The sequence below is a fragment of the Streptomyces fulvoviolaceus genome, assembly GCF_000718165.1.
GTDB lineage: Bacteria > Actinomycetota > Actinomycetes > Streptomycetales > Streptomycetaceae > Streptomyces > Streptomyces fulvoviolaceus.
Genome location: NZ_JOEY01000012.1, coordinates 154,017 through 169,482 on the forward strand (window position 1 = coordinate 154,017; position 15,466 = coordinate 169,482).

At 70.3% G+C, this 15,466-nt stretch carries 15 protein-coding genes; 2 read left to right on the forward strand and 13 right to left on the reverse strand.

The window, feature by feature from the left end; all coding sequences use genetic code 11:
• Positions 1-33: 33 nt before the first annotated feature.
• The 10 genes from IG08_RS0114830 to IG08_RS0114875 form a co-directional block, all read right to left on the reverse strand.
• Entirely contained in the window at positions 34-342 is a 309-nt protein-coding gene (locus IG08_RS0114830; RefSeq protein WP_052424700.1) for a hypothetical protein, read from the reverse strand.
• Positions 343-400: 58 nt separating this feature from the next.
• Entirely contained in the window at positions 401-565 is a 165-nt protein-coding gene (locus tag IG08_RS60110; RefSeq protein ID WP_199820866.1) for a hypothetical protein, read from the reverse strand.
• 41 nt (positions 566-606) lie between these two features.
• Entirely contained in the window at positions 607-2,601 is a 1,995-nt protein-coding gene (locus IG08_RS0114840) for a beta-galactosidase (RefSeq protein WP_030601195.1), read from the reverse strand.
• Positions 2,598-3,914: a glycoside hydrolase family 36 protein gene (locus IG08_RS0114845; RefSeq protein WP_030601196.1), complete on the reverse strand. Its 1,317-nt coding sequence runs from the start codon at positions 3,912-3,914 to the stop codon at positions 2,598-2,600. The genes IG08_RS0114840 and IG08_RS0114845 overlap by 4 nt, the downstream gene beginning before the upstream one ends.
• Before the next feature lie 41 nt (positions 3,915-3,955).
• Positions 3,956-4,840 carry a carbohydrate ABC transporter permease gene (locus IG08_RS0114850; RefSeq protein WP_030601198.1) on the reverse strand — a complete coding sequence of 295 codons (885 nt, stop codon included), beginning with the start codon at positions 4,838-4,840 and terminating at the stop codon, positions 3,956-3,958.
• Positions 4,837-5,817 carry a carbohydrate ABC transporter permease gene (locus IG08_RS0114855; protein ID WP_030601201.1) on the reverse strand — a complete coding sequence of 327 codons (981 nt, stop codon included), beginning with the start codon at positions 5,815-5,817 and terminating at the stop codon, positions 4,837-4,839. The genes IG08_RS0114850 and IG08_RS0114855 overlap by 4 nt, the downstream gene beginning before the upstream one ends.
• Positions 5,814-7,118 carry an ABC transporter substrate-binding protein gene (locus IG08_RS0114860; protein ID WP_030601204.1) on the reverse strand — a complete coding sequence of 435 codons (1,305 nt, stop codon included), beginning with the start codon at positions 7,116-7,118 and terminating at the stop codon, positions 5,814-5,816. Before IG08_RS0114860 ends, IG08_RS0114855 begins: the two co-directional genes overlap by 4 nt.
• Before the next feature lie 176 nt (positions 7,119-7,294).
• A complete protein-coding gene (locus IG08_RS0114865; protein ID WP_030601207.1) occupies positions 7,295-8,755 on the reverse strand; it encodes a glycoside hydrolase family 18 protein in 1,461 nt (486 codons plus the stop codon).
• Positions 8,756-8,882: 127 nt separating this feature from the next.
• Positions 8,883-10,256, reverse strand: coding sequence for a sensor histidine kinase (locus IG08_RS0114870; RefSeq protein ID WP_030601209.1), 1,374 nt, complete (start codon positions 10,254-10,256; stop codon positions 8,883-8,885).
• Positions 10,253-10,957 carry a response regulator transcription factor gene (locus IG08_RS0114875; protein WP_030601212.1) on the reverse strand — a complete coding sequence of 235 codons (705 nt, stop codon included), beginning with the start codon at positions 10,955-10,957 and terminating at the stop codon, positions 10,253-10,255. The genes IG08_RS0114870 and IG08_RS0114875 overlap by 4 nt, the downstream gene beginning before the upstream one ends.
• 112 nt (positions 10,958-11,069) lie before the next feature.
• Between IG08_RS0114875 and IG08_RS0114880 the strand changes: the two genes are divergently transcribed.
• Entirely contained in the window at positions 11,070-11,582 is a 513-nt protein-coding gene (locus IG08_RS0114880) for a hypothetical protein (protein ID WP_030601215.1), read from the forward strand.
• A gap of 22 nt (positions 11,583-11,604) precedes the next feature.
• Here IG08_RS0114880 and IG08_RS0114885 read toward each other — a convergent pair whose 3' ends face one another.
• Positions 11,605-12,471, reverse strand: a complete 867-nt coding sequence (locus IG08_RS0114885) for a spermidine synthase (RefSeq protein ID WP_030601218.1) — start codon at positions 12,469-12,471, stop codon at positions 11,605-11,607.
• A gap of 53 nt (positions 12,472-12,524) precedes the next feature.
• Positions 12,525-12,899 carry a hypothetical protein gene (locus tag IG08_RS0114890; protein ID WP_052424701.1) on the reverse strand — a complete coding sequence of 125 codons (375 nt, stop codon included), beginning with the start codon at positions 12,897-12,899 and terminating at the stop codon, positions 12,525-12,527.
• 305 nt (positions 12,900-13,204) lie between these two features.
• Between IG08_RS0114890 and IG08_RS0114895 the strand changes: the two genes are divergently transcribed.
• A complete protein-coding gene (locus tag IG08_RS0114895) occupies positions 13,205-14,665 on the forward strand; it encodes an NsdA family TPR-like regulatory protein (protein WP_030601223.1) in 1,461 nt (486 codons plus the stop codon).
• Between the two features lie 91 nt (positions 14,666-14,756).
• Here the strand turns inward: IG08_RS0114895 and IG08_RS0114900 are convergent, their stop codons facing one another.
• Entirely contained in the window at positions 14,757-15,359 is a 603-nt protein-coding gene (locus IG08_RS0114900) for a histidine phosphatase family protein (protein ID WP_030601226.1), read from the reverse strand.
• Positions 15,360-15,466 lie beyond the last annotated feature (107 nt).

Consider the following 15,466-nt stretch of genomic DNA (forward strand, 5'->3'; position numbering starts at 1 on the left):
TCGCACGCCCCGCAGACAGTTTCCGCGATTCGGCTACACCGCGACGAGCCGAACCCGGTCCCCACACAGTTTGGCCATGTCATCCACGTCTGAGGTCAGCATGACGACCGGTCGGCGCTGCCTGAGCGCCATCTCCGCCACAGCGGCGTCGATCGCGTACCTGTGACCGTGCAGCCCGGCAGCGATCAGCAGAGCAGAGACGGCCTTCGCCTCCTCGTCGCCGACAGGCACGATCCGCACCCCCGACAGCACCCACGCCAGCCGTGCCCTGTCCGTCCGTCGATGGACCGCCTCGGCGACGAGGGCCACATACGGCTCGTGGTCACCGACGAGCTTCGACAGACCTTCGCGGTCGAGGACGAGCGTACCTTCGTGGCTAACTTGCGGCGGGCGACTGGACCTACTCGGCGAACATCTCGTCGAAGACGCGTCGAGCCTGCTCCTGTTCCTGCTCGGAGACCGGTCCGTTGCGGTGTTCGTAGTCCTCCAGGTACTCGTCGAGGATCCGGCCGCGCAGCTTGCGCTCCACCTCCTCTTCGCCGATGCCGTACGAGGTCTCGTCCATGGAGCCAGATTCTCGAACGAGTAGGAATCCTGCTCGGTCAATCACCCCCGCGGCTCCCGTACGACCACGACGTCCCCCGCCGCGACGGTGACCGTGCCGCCCTCGACGGGCTTGCCCGCCAGCAGGTCCGTGGCGTCGGACCGGACCTCGACCTCGGCGCTCTGGTCGCCGTGGTTGATCAAGAAGAGGTAGTCGGCGTCCGGGCCGCGTCGCAGTGCCACCTCCACGCCCTCCGGGGTCACGCGGACCGGCTCCACGCCCGCCTCCGTGCGGATGCGGTCGAGCAGCGCGGCGAGGGCAGCCGGGTCCGGGTGGGTGGCCAGGTACCAGGTGGTGCCGGTGCCGTGGGTGTGGCGGGTCACGGCCGGGATGCCGGTCAGCGGGCCTTCCGTGTACGACGTGACGGCCTCGGCGCCGGCCAGGTGCACGCGCTCCGACCACAGGGACGCCGTACCGCCGCCGCTCAAGCCGTGTGACTCACCGGGCAGCAACGGGAACAGCTCGTCCGTCCGCACTCCCAGCGCCTCGCGGAACGCGCCCGGGTAACCGCCCAGCCGGACATGGCAGTTGGCGTCGACCGCTCCGCTGTGGAAGCCGACGGCGAGTGTGCCGCCCCGCTCGGCGAATCCCGTCAGGTTCGCCGCGCCCTCGTCGTCCACCAGGTACAGGCTCGGGGCCAGGACCAGGCGGTACTGCGAAAGGTCCGCGTCCGGGCGTACGAAGTCCACCGCGATGCCCGCACGCCACAGGGGCTCGTACCAGGAGCGGGCCAGCTCCAGATAGCGGAGTTCGGAGCTCGGCTGACTCGGCATCTCCATGGCCCAGCGGGCGTCCCAGTCCCACACGATGGCCGTCTGCGCGGTGCCCGTGCTGCCCCGCACCTCCGCCAGCGCCTTCAGGTCCGCGCCCAGTGCGACCACGTCACGCCAGATCTGGCTGTCCGTGCCGGCGTGCGGGAGCATCGCCGAGTGCCACTGCTCGGCGCCCGCCTTGGCGGCCCGCCACTGGAAGTAGGCGATGCCGTCGGCGCCGCGGGCGACGTGGGCGAGCGCGTTGCGCCGCAACTCCCCTGCCGTCTTCGCCCTGTTGACCGGCTGCCAGTTCACCGCGCCCGTCGAGTGCTCCATCAGCAGCCACGGACGGCCGCCCGCGAGGGAGCGGACGATGTCGCCGCTCAGTGCTATGTCGATCTCCGACTCCGGGTCCGTGGAGCGCAGGTAGTGGTCGTTTGAGACCACGTCCAACTCCGGTGCCCAGCGCCAGTAGTCCAGCGCGTCGAAGTTGTACATCACCATGAAGTTGGTGGTGGCGGGGATCTCCGGGGCCACTTCCCGCAGCACCGCCCGCTCCGCCTTGTACAGCGACAGCAACGCGTCGCTGCAGAAGCGGCGCCAGTCCAGCTGGTGGGTCGGGTTGGGGACGGCACCGGTGGCGCGGGGCGGGATGATCTCGTCCCAGTCGTAGTACCACTGGCTCCAGAAGGTGGTGCCCCAGGCGTCGTTCAGGGCGTCGAGAGTGACGTAGCGCGCACGAAGCCACCTGCGAAACGCCGCCGCGCTCTCGTCGCAGTAGCACTCCGCGTTGTGGCAGCCGTACTCGTTGTGGATGTGCCACATCACGACGGCCGGGTGATCGGCGTACCGCCGCGCCAGTTCGCCCGTGATACGCAGGGCCGCCTCGCGGTATGCGGGGCTCGACGGGCAGAACGTCTGGCGGCTGCCGTACGACAGCCCGCGGCCGTCCTTGTCCACCGGCAGCGCGTCCGGGTGCTTGCGGAAGAACCACGCCGGTGGGGCCGCGGTCGGGGTGGCGAGGTCGGCCGCGATGCCGTTCTCGTGGAGCAGCTCCAGGATCCGGTCCATGCGCGAGAAGTCGTACACGCCCTCGGACGGTTCGAGGAGTGCCCACGAGAAGATGCCGACGCTGACCATGTTGACGCCGGCCTCGCGCATCAGCCGTACGTCCTCGGCCCAGACTTCCTCGGGCCACTGCTCGGGGTTGTAGTCGCCGCCGTACGCGATACCGGGGACGATCATCCCTCAACTCCCGTGAGAAGGCGGCGAGTTGTCTCCACACCCCACTGGTCCAACGACAGCAGCCGGTCGCTGGACGCCATCAGGCCGCCCGTCGCCTCGACGTGCGCCGCCCATTGCTCGCGGGTCTCCACCGCGGGGCGGGCCATCAGGCAGTCGGGGTCGTTCACCCAGAGGCGGCCGTGCTGCCACTGGCGGCCGACGCCGGTGAACTCGGCCGGGTCCTGGCCGGGTTGGCTGTAGTCGTCGGCCTCGGGACGGCGGTGCGGGGCCGTGTCGGGGCTGACGCGCATCGCGTCGAACAGGCCGATGGAGGGCAGGATGGGCGCGCCGCAGCCCAGCAGGTACGCCTCCGGGCCGATCGCCTCGCGGATCAGTTCGATGCCGGAACGGTACGCCTGGAGAGCGTCGACCGATGCGTGCCGTACGCCGTCCATGGCGCCCGCGTAGAGGAAGTCGACCTTGAAGTAGTCGTAGCCCTCGGCGCGCAGCGTCGTGAAGACGGACGTCAGGTACTCCGCCGCGTCCGGGTGGGTCGTGTCGAGGATGCTGAGGTCGTGGCCCCAGTTGCGGCCCGCGTGCGCGAAGCCGCCGTCCGCGTCCCTGACCAGCCAGTCCGGGTGCTCGGCGGCCAGGTCGCTCGCCGGGTCCACCAGGAACGGGGCCGTCCAGATGCCCGCCCGGCGGCCGCGGGCGCGGATCGCGTCGGCGATGCCCTCGCGGGAGCGGAAGCGGCCCGAGAGGGTGAGCCAGTCGCCCAGCGCCTTCTGGTAGCCGTCGTCGATCTGGACGACGTCGATGGGCAGGTCGAGGGTGTCCATCGCGCGGAGGTTCTCGTGGATGTCGTCCTCGGTGACGGCGGTGAAGTACTCGTACCAGGAGCACCAGACCGTGGGCGCCGAGCGCGGAGGCTCGACGCCCAGGGAAGCGGCCCACTCCCCCAGCACCGTCTGGATGTCCGTACCCGTCCATTCCTTCACCGTGCCGTCGGCGCTCACCTCGGCCTGGCCGGAATCGCCGACGACCAGCCGGATCGACGGCACCTCGTGCAGAGGGTCAACCGCCGCCCACAGCCGTACCGGTGAGCCGTCGCCCGGGTCGAGGGCCAGCAACCCCTCCCCCTGGAAGGTGCCTTCGGGGACGGTGACGCCCGGTCGGTAGCAGCCCGTCGCCCAGTTGTCGTTCGTCGGGCGGTACGGCGTCGCGTCGAGGGCGTAGGCGCCGCTGGGGCTCCAGGACTGCCAGCCCTCCTCGTGGACGCGGGCGGTGCGCGGGTCCACGGACACGGAGGCGACCGGGGTGAAGAGGTGAGGCACGGTGGTTCTCTTTCAAAAGGGCTTTTGAGAAGGAAGGGCGGTCAGCCCTTGTTGGCGCCCAGCGTCAGGCCGCTGACGAACTGGCGCTGGAGCACGAAGTACACGATCAGCGTCGGGATCGCGGTGAGCAGGGCGCCGGCGGCGACCAGGTTGGGGTCGGTGAAGTACGCCCCGGTGAGGTTGTTCAGCGCCGAGGTGATCGGCATGTTCTCGCCGGTCGAGATGAGGACCAGGGCCCAGAAGAAGTCGTTGTAGATCCAGATGGAGAGCAGGGTGGCCAGGGCCGCCATCGCCGGACGGCACAGCGGCAGCACGATCTGCCAGTACATGCGCCACACCGAGGCACCGTCGACCAGGGCGGCCTCGGTCAGCTCGTGCGGCAGCGAGCGCATGTAGTTGCTGAGCACGAAGGCGCAGAAGCCGGACTGGAACGCCACGTGGATGAGGACCAGGCCGAGCGCGGAGTCGTACAGCTTGCCGGACATGGTGATGCCGGGCAGGTCGATCAGCAGGTACAGGCGGTACAGCGGGGTGATGATGACCTGCTGCGGGAGCAGGTTGCCCGCGGTGAAGACCAGCAGCAGGAACAGGTTGATGCGGAAGTCGAAGCGGCTGACGTAGAAGGCGACCATCGACGACAGGAACAACGTCACCAGCACCGCCGGCACGGCGATGATCATCGTGTTGACGAAGTAGTGCCCCATGTCCGACTGCGTGAACGCGTTCGTGAAGTTGTCGAAGCTCAGCTTGTCGGGCCAGGAGACATAGCCCTTCTCGCTGGTCTCCGCGTACGGCCGCAGGGCCGAGTACAGCGCCCAGAGCAGCGGCGCGAGCCAGGCCAGCGAAGCGCCCGCGAGGAAGACGTGCAGCAGGATCCGGGCGGGGCGGACGGGCGTACGGACCTTGGTCATGACGGTGGTGCTCATGCGCGCCGCTCCTTCCGGAAGGTGGACACCAGGTACGGAATGATCACGACGAGCGAGATCAGCAGCAGGACGACCGCGATCGCGGAGCCGTAGCCGATGCGACTGGACTCGCCGATGATGTTGTTGGTGACCAGGATCGAGAGCAGCTCGGTGCCCTCGGCGCCCTTGTTGAAGACGAAGACCAGGTCGAAGGCGCGCAGGGCCTCGATGATGGTGACGACCAGGACGACGGTGTTGGTGGGGCGCAGGGTCGGGAAGATGACGTTCTTGAACGTCTGCCACTCGTTCGCGCCGTCCAGCGAGGAGGCCTCGCGCAGCGACGGGTCGACGCCCTTCAGGCCGGCCAGGTACAGGATCATCATGTAGCCGGTGTGGCGCCAGGACGCGGCGATGAGGATCGCCCAGAGGTTGAGGTCCGGGTCGCCGATCCAGTCGATGTACTTGCCCGGCTCGTTGGCCCCGATGATGCTGTTGATCAGGCCGGTGTCGGGGTTGTAGATGAGCTGCCAGACGAAGCCGATCACAGCCATCGACATGACGACGGGCAGGAAGAACGCCGTCTGGTAGACCCTGCTGAACTTGATCTTCTTGTCCAGCTGCACGGCCAGGAACAGGCCGAGCGGGGTGGGGATCGCGATCAGCACGACGAACCAGATGACGTTGTGCTCGACGGCGGGCCAGAACTGCGGGTTCTGCTCGAACAGCTCCTTGAAGTTCTGGAGCCCGACCCACTGGATCGAGTCGAAGCCGATGCCGTCCCAGGTGGTGAAGGCCAGCGCGATCGAGGCGAAGGCCGTCACCCACACGAGGGCGATGTGCAGGATCGTCGGCAGACCCGCCATCAGCGCCAGGGTGAACCGGTCGCGGCGGGTGAGCAGGCGGCGGTGCCCCTGGGGCACCTTCTTCTTGGCGGGGGCAGCGCCCGAAGGCGGCACGGCGGCCGCCTCCGGGGTCTCCTTGGTGGTTTCGGTTGTCATGAGGAGGCGAAGATCGTCTTCTTCTGGCGCTCGATCGACGTCAGCAGACTGTCGATGCCCTTGGGGTCGCGGATGAACTTCTGCAGCGCGGGCTGCATCACCGTGGAGGTGAAGTCCGGGCGGCTGTCGCGGTCCATGAACTGGGTGAGGCTCTTGGCGCCGGCGATCATGTCGTACGCCTTCTTCTGCAGGGCGGTGTACGAGGAGGTGTCGGCCTTGGTGGAGGCGGCCACGACGCTCGGGTCGGCCTTGAGGTAGGCCTCCTCGGCCTCCGGGGTGCCCAGGAACTCCATGAGCTTGACGGCCTCGGCCTTGTTCTTCGGGCTCTTGCTCATCATGAAGCCGTCGGTCGGTGCCTCGACGGTGTCCTGGCCGTACGCCGGGTCGATCTCCGGGAAGGCGAAGAAGTCGAGGTCCTCGAGGTCGGCCGCGTTGGTGAACTGCTGGCCCACGAAGGTGCCCAGCAGGTACATGCCGGCCTTCTTCGACACCAGGGTCTGCGCGGCGTCCTGCCAGGTGCGGCCGACGGCGCCTTCCTGGTGGTACGGGAGGATCTCGGCCCACAGGTCGAAGGCGGCCTTCACCTTGGCGTCGGTCCAGGACGCCTTGCCCGCCATCAGGTCGACGTGGAAGTCGTAGCCGTTCTTGCGGAAGTTGATCTGGTCGAAGGTGCCGAGCGCGGGCCAGGCGTCCTTGTCGCCGAAGGCGATCGGGACCAGCTTGTCCTTCTGCATCTGCTTGCACAGCGCGACGAAGTCGTCCCAGGTGGTGGGGACCTCGTAGCCGTACTGCTTGAAGACGCTCTTCCGGTAGAAGACCGCCCAGGGGTACGTGTACAGCGGCACGAAGTAGAACTTGCCGTCCTCGCCCTTGCTGAGCTTCTGCATCGCCTCGGGGAAGTTGCCCGAGATCTTCTGCCACACGTCGTCGATCGGGGTGGCGAGGCCCTTGGCCGCGAAGAACTGCATCCGGTAGCCGGCGAACCAGGTGAACACGTCGTCCGGCGTGCCCTGCAGGTAGGAGTTGATCTGCTCCTGGAAGGTGTTCGAGTCCTTGGTGTTCACGTCGACCGTGATGCCGGACTTCTTCTTGTAGGCCGCGTAGATGTCGGCGAACGCCTTCTTCGGCACCGCGTCGGACGCCTTGGAGCCAAGGGTGACGGTCTTCGGGTCGGCGGCCGTACCGCTGCCGCCGCAGGCGCTCAGCAGGGGTATGCCCGCACCGAGCAGAGCGGCACCGCCGACGCCACGGAGCACGGTGCGACGGCTGGGAGCGGGAAGGGAGGAAGAGAGGTCACGCATGAACGGCTCCTGAGGGCAGGGGTCCGGTCACGAGGGGCATGAAAGCTGGTCGTAATCAACCAGAAATCAACTTGACCGAACACAGTGGCGTAATAACAGCCGTATGTCAGGTCATACGTCAATGGCTTCCGGGGCCCATTTGTAGAAACGTGACCGACACCCCTGCGCCCCCAAGATCACTCGTAGGCGACGAAGGCCTTCGAGAACGCGTACTCGTCCTGGACGATCGAGCTGCACGTCGCGTCGGCGTAGGTCTTCGCGCCCCCGGAGCACTGCTTGTCCCGGGTGGCGGACCACATCGACAGCCAGCCGAGACCCTTGGCCTGGGCGAAGGCGACCAGCTGCGAGGCGTCGTCGACCTTGAAGATCTCCGAGGTCACGTCGTTGACGCCGATCATCGGGGTGACGGCGACCGCCTTCCAGGCCGCGCTGTCGGACAGCCCCAGGACGCCCTTGACCTGTGCCTGGGTGGCGGTGGCGGCCTGCTCGGCGTAGGTGCCCATGTCGCCGCTGTACGAGGCGCCGTAGTCCATCGCCATGATGTTGACGGTGTTGATCTCCACGCCGTTCTCCTCGGCGTTGGACAGCAGGTTCACCCCGTCCTGGGTCAGGCCCTCGGGCATGACGGGCAGGGTGAAGGAGACGTCCAGGTCCGGGTGTTCCGCCTGGAGCTGCGCGATGGCCTGCGCGCGGCGCGTGTTCGCGGCCGTGTCCGGCAGCGCGCCGCCCTCCACGTCGAAGTCGACCTTGGTGAGGCCGTACGCGTCCACGACCTTGCCGTACGCCGTCGCCAGCGCGTCCGCCGAGGAGCACGTCGTCGCCAGCTCGGAACCGGCCGCACCACCGAAGGAGACGCGCACGTCGCCGCCCTTGGCGCGCAGCGCGCCGATCTGGGACGCCACCGCGTCGCTCGCCAGGTCGGTCACGCCGCCCCACTTGGGCGTGCAGCCGCCGCCGTCGGTGACGAAGGCCAGGTTGTAGTTCTTCACGCCGGTGGCCTCGGCGCTCGCGACCAGGTCGAAGGCCGGGTAGAGGGAGGTGTCCACGTAGGGGGCGAAGCCGGAGCCTGCGGTGGTGCCGGTGCCGGAGCTGGTGCTCTCCGGGGGGGAGGCGGTGGCGGTCTCGGTGGGGGTGACGGTCTCGGTGGGAGTGGCCGTCGGGGTCGGGCTCGCGGACTCCGTCGGGCGGCCGCTCGGCTCCGGCGTCGCGCCGTCGTCCGCGGAACACTCGGCGCCGTCGATGAGGCAACCGGTCGGGTCGGCAGTGCCGTTGACCACGAAACCGACGGTGACGGACTCGCCGGCGGCCAGCCCGTCCGTGTCCCACTTCGGCGAGGTCACGGTGACGTGCTGACCGCTCACCGTCGACTCGGCGTTCCACAGCGAGCTCAGCTTCGAGCCCGACGGCAGGTCGAACTCCAGCTTCCAGTCCGCCTCCGCCGCGCCGCTGTTGTTCGTCACGACGTACTGCGCGGTATAACCCGTCGACCAGTCACTGGTCTTGGTGTACGCGGCGCCGACCCCGGCCGCCTGGGCGGTACCGGTGAGGAGGACCGCGCCACCGCCGACCACGGCGGCAGCCACAGCCCCGCCGATCATCTTGTTTCTGCCGCTCACCTTGCGTCGATGCATGCTCATGACGTGGCACGCTAGCGAGCCGGAATCGGGCAAAAAGCCTGATCAGGGCGGGGGTTGGCGATCTTATGGCGCCCTTAAGGAAGGCATCGGGACCGGTTAAAGGTCGAGACCAATCCGGCCTCCTCGCTCACCTCGCGGCCGCCCGCTTACGGCGCCGCACCGACCCCCGATGTCCCCTGCGCTCCGGCTCTTGCCCGTCCAACTGGATCCAGATCCGCACCTCGGTCCCGCCCAGCACGGACGAGCCGATCCGCACGTCCCCGCCGGTCGACTCCGCGAGCCGCCGCACGATGTCCAGGCCGAGCCCGGTCGACCCGGCGCTCCCGGAACCCCGTCCGCGGGCCATCGCCGCGTCGGGGTCGGTTATGCCGGAGCCCGCGTCGGAGACCAGCACGATCACCGCGTCCTCGCCGTTGTGCACGTCGACCGCGAAGGCCGTGCCCACCCGGGTGTGCCGGAAGACGTTGCCGAGCAGGGCGTCCAGCGCGGCCGCCAGATCCGCCCGGGCCACGGGTATCCGCACCGGTCGTTCGGTCCCGGCCACCCGCCACTTGCGGCCCTCGTCCTCGGCGAGCGCCGACCAGAACCCCATCCGCTCCCGGACGACCTCGGCGGCGTCGCACCCGGCGCCGGGTCCGGCCGCCGCGGTCTGCGGCTTGGCGTCCCGGGCCGTACGGATGATCGTGTCGACCTCCCGCTCCAACTGCGCGACCGCGGCCCGCGTCTGCTCGGCGGCCGGCCCGTCGCCGAGCGAGGCCGCGTTGAGCCGCAGCACGGTGAGGGGCGTCCGCAGCCGGTGGGACAGGTCGGCGGCCAACTCCCGCTCGTTCGCGAGGAGTTGTACGACCTGGTCGGCCATGGAGTTGAACGCGACCGCGGCCAGCCGCAGTTCGGTCGGCCCCTCCTCTGGCACCCGGGCGCCCAACTTCCCCTCCCCCAGTTCATGGGCACTCTCGACAAGCCGCTGCGCGGGCTGCACCATCCGTACGCCCAGCCGGTCGGCGACCGCGACCGAGCCGACGACGAGCGCGATGCCCACCCCGGCGAGCACCGCCCAGGCCGTCCCGACGCCGTTGCTGACCTCGGACTCGGGGACGTACACCTCGACGACGGCTATCTCGCCGGAGCTCAGCGCCACCGGCTGGAGCAGGGTGGAGCCGCCGGGCACGCCGGTGGTGGAGGCGCGGCCGAGCTTCCGTACGGTCGCGATGTCGTCGTCGGCGGCACGCTGCTGCCCGATGTCGACGGCGGCCCCGTCGTCGCTCGCCGGTATGTGGACGGCCATCTCCGCCTCCGACCCCGCGGAGGCGACGACCCGCTCCAGCTGGTCGCGGTCGGTGGTGATGGACAGCGCAGGGGCGACGGCCGCCGCCTCCCGCTCGGCGTTGGAGAACGCGCGGTCCCGGGCCATCTCCTTGATGACGAGGCCGAGCGGGACCGCGAAGGCGACCACGACCATGACGGTGACCGCGAGACAGACCTTGACCAGTGCCCACCTCATCGCACCGGCTCCGCTCCCGGCGGCTCCAGCTTCACGCCGACGCCCCGCAGGGTGTGCAGATAACGCGGGGCCGCGGCCGTCTCCCCCAACTTCCGCCGCAGCCACGACAGATGGACGTCGATGGTCTGGTCGTCGCCGTACGACTGCTGCCACACCTCGGCGAGCAGCTCCTTGCGGGGTACGACGACACCGGGGCGGCCGGCCAGGAAGGCGAGCAGGTCGAACTCGCGGCGGGTGAGGTCGAGGCGGACGCCGTCCAGTTCGGCCTGTCTGCGGAGGGGGTCGACGGTCAGACCGCCGACGCGGATCACGGTCTCCGGCGGTGCGTCACCGGTGGCGGCACGGGAGCGCCGCAGGACGGCCGCCATCCGGGCCGAGAGGTGCTCGACCGAGAACGGCTTGGTGAGGTAGTCGTCCGCGCCCGCGTTCAGCAGCCGGACGATCTCCGTCTCGTCGTCCCGCGCCGTGGCGATGATCACAGGGACGTCCGTGATGCCGCGCAGCATCTTCAGCGCCTCGGACCCGTCCAGGTCGGGCAGACCGAGGTCCAGGATCACCACGTCGAAGCGGAAATGGGCGACCTCGCGCAGCGCCTCCAGTGCCGTACCAACACTGCGCACCGTGTGGGCCGCGTCGGTCAGATGCCGGATGAGCGCCGAGCGCACGAACTGGTCGTCCTCGACCACGAGCACACTTGCCATGCGCCGCAACTTACGCCATGCGGGGGAGGCACTCCCGGGCCTGTGGATAACTCTGACTTTGTGGACAACCGGGCGGGACACGCCTGGGACGCGTGAGGCAGTATGGCCCGCGATGCGCAGAGGACTCGTACACGTACTGGCTTGGACGCTCGCCACGGGCGCGGCGGTCACGCTGTCGTGGTGGGGCGTCCACACGGTCATGGCCGGCACCGCCTACGACCCGCCCCGCGCCCTGCCCATCACCGCGGCGGACGCGACCACGCAGGAGTCGAAGCCGCTGGCGTCGTCGACGGCGCGGGCGACGCCGTCCCCGCCGAAGAGCCCGTCGCCGAGTCCCAGCGAGAGCGCACGAAAGCCGACCCCTTCGAAGACGGCAAGCCCCTCCCCCTCTCCCACCGCCTCCGGCCAGGTCAAGAGTTACGACACCGAAGGCGGCCGGGCGGTCTTCGACCTCGGCAGGACCTCCGCGACGCTCGTGTCGGCGACGCCGGGCGCGGGCTGGTCGATGCAGGTGTGGAAGACGGAGACGTGGATCCGGGTGGAGTTCAGTTCGGGCTCGGACCGGGTGTCGGTGTTCTGCACCTGGCACGACAGCGCGCCCCGGGTGGAGATCGGGACCTACTGAGTCACCATCGGGCCCCGTCGAGTCACCTGAACACCGAGGGCGGCGGCGCCGGAGAGGCGACCGCCGCCTTGTCCGTCACCGGTACGGCGCCGCCCGTGAAGTCCCTGAGTTCCTTGCCGTGTTCGACGCGGCCCGGGTGCGGGTCGGAGGCGGCGCGGCGGGTCAGTTCCGGGAGCGGGAGTGGGGTGTCGGAGGCGACCAGGACGGCGTTGCCGAAGCGCTTGCCGCGCAGGACGGTCGGGTCGGCGATCAGCGCGAGCTCGGGGAAGCGGGCCGCGGCGGTGGCGATCTGGCCGCGCAGGTGGGCCAGTGGCGGGCCGTCGGCGAGGTTGGCGGCGTAGTAACCGCCCGGCTTCAGGGCCCGCCGGACCTCGTCGAGGAACTCGGTCGAGGTGAGGTGGGCGGGGGTGCGGGCGCCGCTGAACACGTCGGCGATGACGAGGTCGGCCCAGCCCTCGGGCACCTTGGCGAGCCCTTCGCGGGCGTCGACGGAGCGGATCCTGATCCGGGCGCCGGGATCCAACGGCAGTTCCCGCCGGACCAGTTGGACGAGCGCCGCGTCCCGTTCGACGACCTGCTGGGTGGAGCGGGGGCGGGTGGCGGCGACATAGCGCGCGAGGGTGAGCGCACCCCCGCCGAGGTGCACGGCGTGCACCGGTCTGCCGGGTGGTGCGACCAGATCGATGACGTGCCCCAGCCGGCGCTGGTACTCGAAGGACAGATACGCCGGGTCGTCGAGATCGACGTGCGACTGCGGCGCCCCGTCGATCAACAGCGTCCAGGCCCGCGCCCGGTCCCGATCGGGCATGAGCTCGGCGAGCCCACCGTCGACCGCCTCTACGACGGCTTCGGCGGGCGCCTGCCGCCGCGCGCTCCTGGACTTTCCCACTCCGCCATTATCAGGCGGCGCGGCGCGCTCGGCTCAGTGGGTTCGCCCCGGCATCACTGGCAGTTGTCCGCGGCCTCGATCAGCCGGGCCGCCTCCCCGAGCGCCGCCCGCAGCACCGCCGGATCGGTCGCCAGGTCGGCCTCGCCGGGGGGCAGCAGCCAGTCCGACCCCTCGACGGGCGGCTCGGGCTCGGGGGTCAGCCGTAGTCCACGCCCGTCGGTCTCCGTACAGGTACTGCCGGGGACGTCCCACGCCGCCGCGGTGCCCGGCGGCACCAGGAAGCCCAGCGTGTCACCGCCGTCGTCGTGCAGTACGGGTCCCACCGCGTCGCCCACCCCGCGCCGCAGGATGTCGACCGCCTCCAGCCCCTGGCGCGTCGGCACCGTCACGACGTCACAGACGGTCTCCGTCACCTGCGCAGTCTCCATCCCGGCCTCCACCACGGAACCCCTCCTCGGACGAGCGGGTCGGGAGTCGGGCGGCTCCCGGTCCTAAGGAGTCAACGCGCGCGGGCGTCAACGGCTACGGCGGAAGTCAGCCACAAAGGATGGCAGTTCATGGCAGATCCCGGATGAGATATCCGGTTTGTAGCCAAACACTGCGTGGCGGGTCCGACACAGCGGGTACGTTCTTGCCCGCCGGAAACAGGGCTTCACACGAACAAAGCGGCCGAACCGGCCAACTCGCCCCGCGTCCGGCATGGTTCGACGGTTCGTCACGAGAGGACCCGGCCATGGCGTCGTCAATGGTGACCTCGTCCCCGTCCCCCAGACCACCGCAGCCGAACCGCGCGTTCCGGCAGTTGCGCGGACAACGCTCACCGGCCGAGTTCGCGGCGGCGGTGCGGCGGGCCGCTCGCGAGATCGGCGAGCGGGTCAGCTGCGACGCACGCTATGTGGGCCGCGTGGAGGCGGGCGAGATCCGCTGCCCCAACTACGCGTACGAACGGGTGTTCCTGCACATGTTCCCCGGCCGCACGCTCACCGACCTGGGCTTCGCGCCCCGCTCATCCGTACGCGGACGCCGGGCGCACGCCGCCGAGGACGCGCCTCCCTCGCACACCACAAGCCCGGTGTGCGCCGCGTACGCCACAAGTGAGACGCGAGAGGCGCACGAGCCGTATGACACGCAGAACCCGCACGACCCTTTCGAGACGTACGACAACTACGAGGAGAGCGACGTGCTGCGTCGCGCATTCATGACCGGCTCAGGCGCCACGGTGGCCGCCGCCACACTGGGCCCCCTCAAGCTCGCCACCGACGCCGGGGCCGCGGAACGGCCCGTCCGGCGCGCCGGCGCGAGCGAGGCGGGCTCCCTGGAAGAGGCCGTACGCAGGATCCGGCTGCTCGACGACCGGCACGGCGCGGACGGTCTCTACCGGCGCGCGGCGGCTCCGCTGCGCGCCGCGTACGCGCTGCTGGACGCCGGCGCGACCCGGCAGTCGACTGCGGACCGGCTCCACTCGGGCGCCGGTGAACTGGCCATCTCGGTGGGCTGGCTGGCGCACGACTCGGGGCGGTTCGACGACGCCCGCTCGCACTACGCGGAGGCGCTCGCGACCGCCAGAGTGACCGACGACGACGCCCTGGAGGCACACGCCTTCTGCAACATGGCGTTCCTCGCGCGCGACGCGGGGCGCCCGCGCGAGGCGGTGCGCGCCGCGCAGGCCGCACAACGCGTCGCACGCCCCCTGGGCTCCGCCCGCCTGATGTCGCTGCTCGCGCTGCGCGAGGCCGGCGGCTGGGCGGGGCTCGCCGACCGCACCGGCTGCGAACAGGCCCTGGCCCGCGCGCAGGTCCTCTACGAGCGAGGCCACTCGGACGCCGACCCCGAGTGGATGAGCTTCTACGGAGAGGCCGAGTTGGAGGGGCTGGAGGCGCAGTGCTGGTCGACGCTGGGCGACTGGCCGCGCGCCGCCCGCCACGCCCGCCACGCGGCCCGCCTCCAGGACCCGCACTTCACCCGGAACATCGCGCTGTACACGGCGGAACTCGCCGACGACCTGGCGCGGGGCGGCCGCCCCGACGAGGCCGCGACGGCGGGCATGCGGGTGCTGGACCTGCTGGACGAGGTCCAGTCGTCCAGGGTCCAGACGATGCTCGCGGGAACGGCACGGGTGCTGCTGCCGCACCGGCGGGCTTCGGGGGTGTCGGAGTTCCTGGAACGGCACGCTTCGGCTCCGCGTACGGCGTGACAGGAGGGTTGTCCGGCTGCGGCTCGGTGGGGGCTGGTCGCGCCCCGCGGCGGAGCCGCAAATCGATACGGCCCCGCGCCCCTTGGGGGGGTTACTCCTGGCCTGCCAAGTGCCCCAGGTCGTTCCAGCTCTCGATCGCCGGCTCCCCGTACGCCCAGCCCAACACGGACAGGGACGTGGGATTCAGCCGGATCCGTGCCGCGAAGTCGATCGGCAGGCCCAGCCACCGTGCTCCGATGGACCGCAGGATGTGCCCGTGCGCGAACACCAGCACGTCCCGGTCCGCCGCGCGCGCCCACGCGACGACCTCGTCCGCGCGCGCGGTGACCTCGGCGAGCGACTCGCCCTCCGGCACCCCGTCCCGCCAGATCAGCCAGCCGGGCCGGACGGCCTGGATCTCGTCCGGCGTCATGCCCTCGTAGGCGCCGTAGTCCCACTCCATGAGCGTGTCCCAGGTGCTCGCGCGCTCGCCGAATCCGGCGAGTTCGCAGGTCTCACGCGCGCGTGCCAGCGGGCTGGTGCGTATCTCGACGCCGTCGAGGCCGTCGAGCGGCGCCCGGTGCAGCCGCTCGCCCAGCAGCTTGGCCCCGCGCCGGCCCTCTTCGAGGAGCGGGACATCGGTCCTGCCGGTGTGCTTCCCGGACAGCGACCACGCCGTCTGTCCGTGCCGGGCCAGCAGGATGCGCGGTGCCATGGGGGGGGACCCTTCCGGGAGAAATGAGAGGCGGAACGCCTCCATCATCGCTCAGGCTGGGCGGGGGCAACCCGGTGGGCGATCTCTGCGTCTTTGAGGGCCGGGGG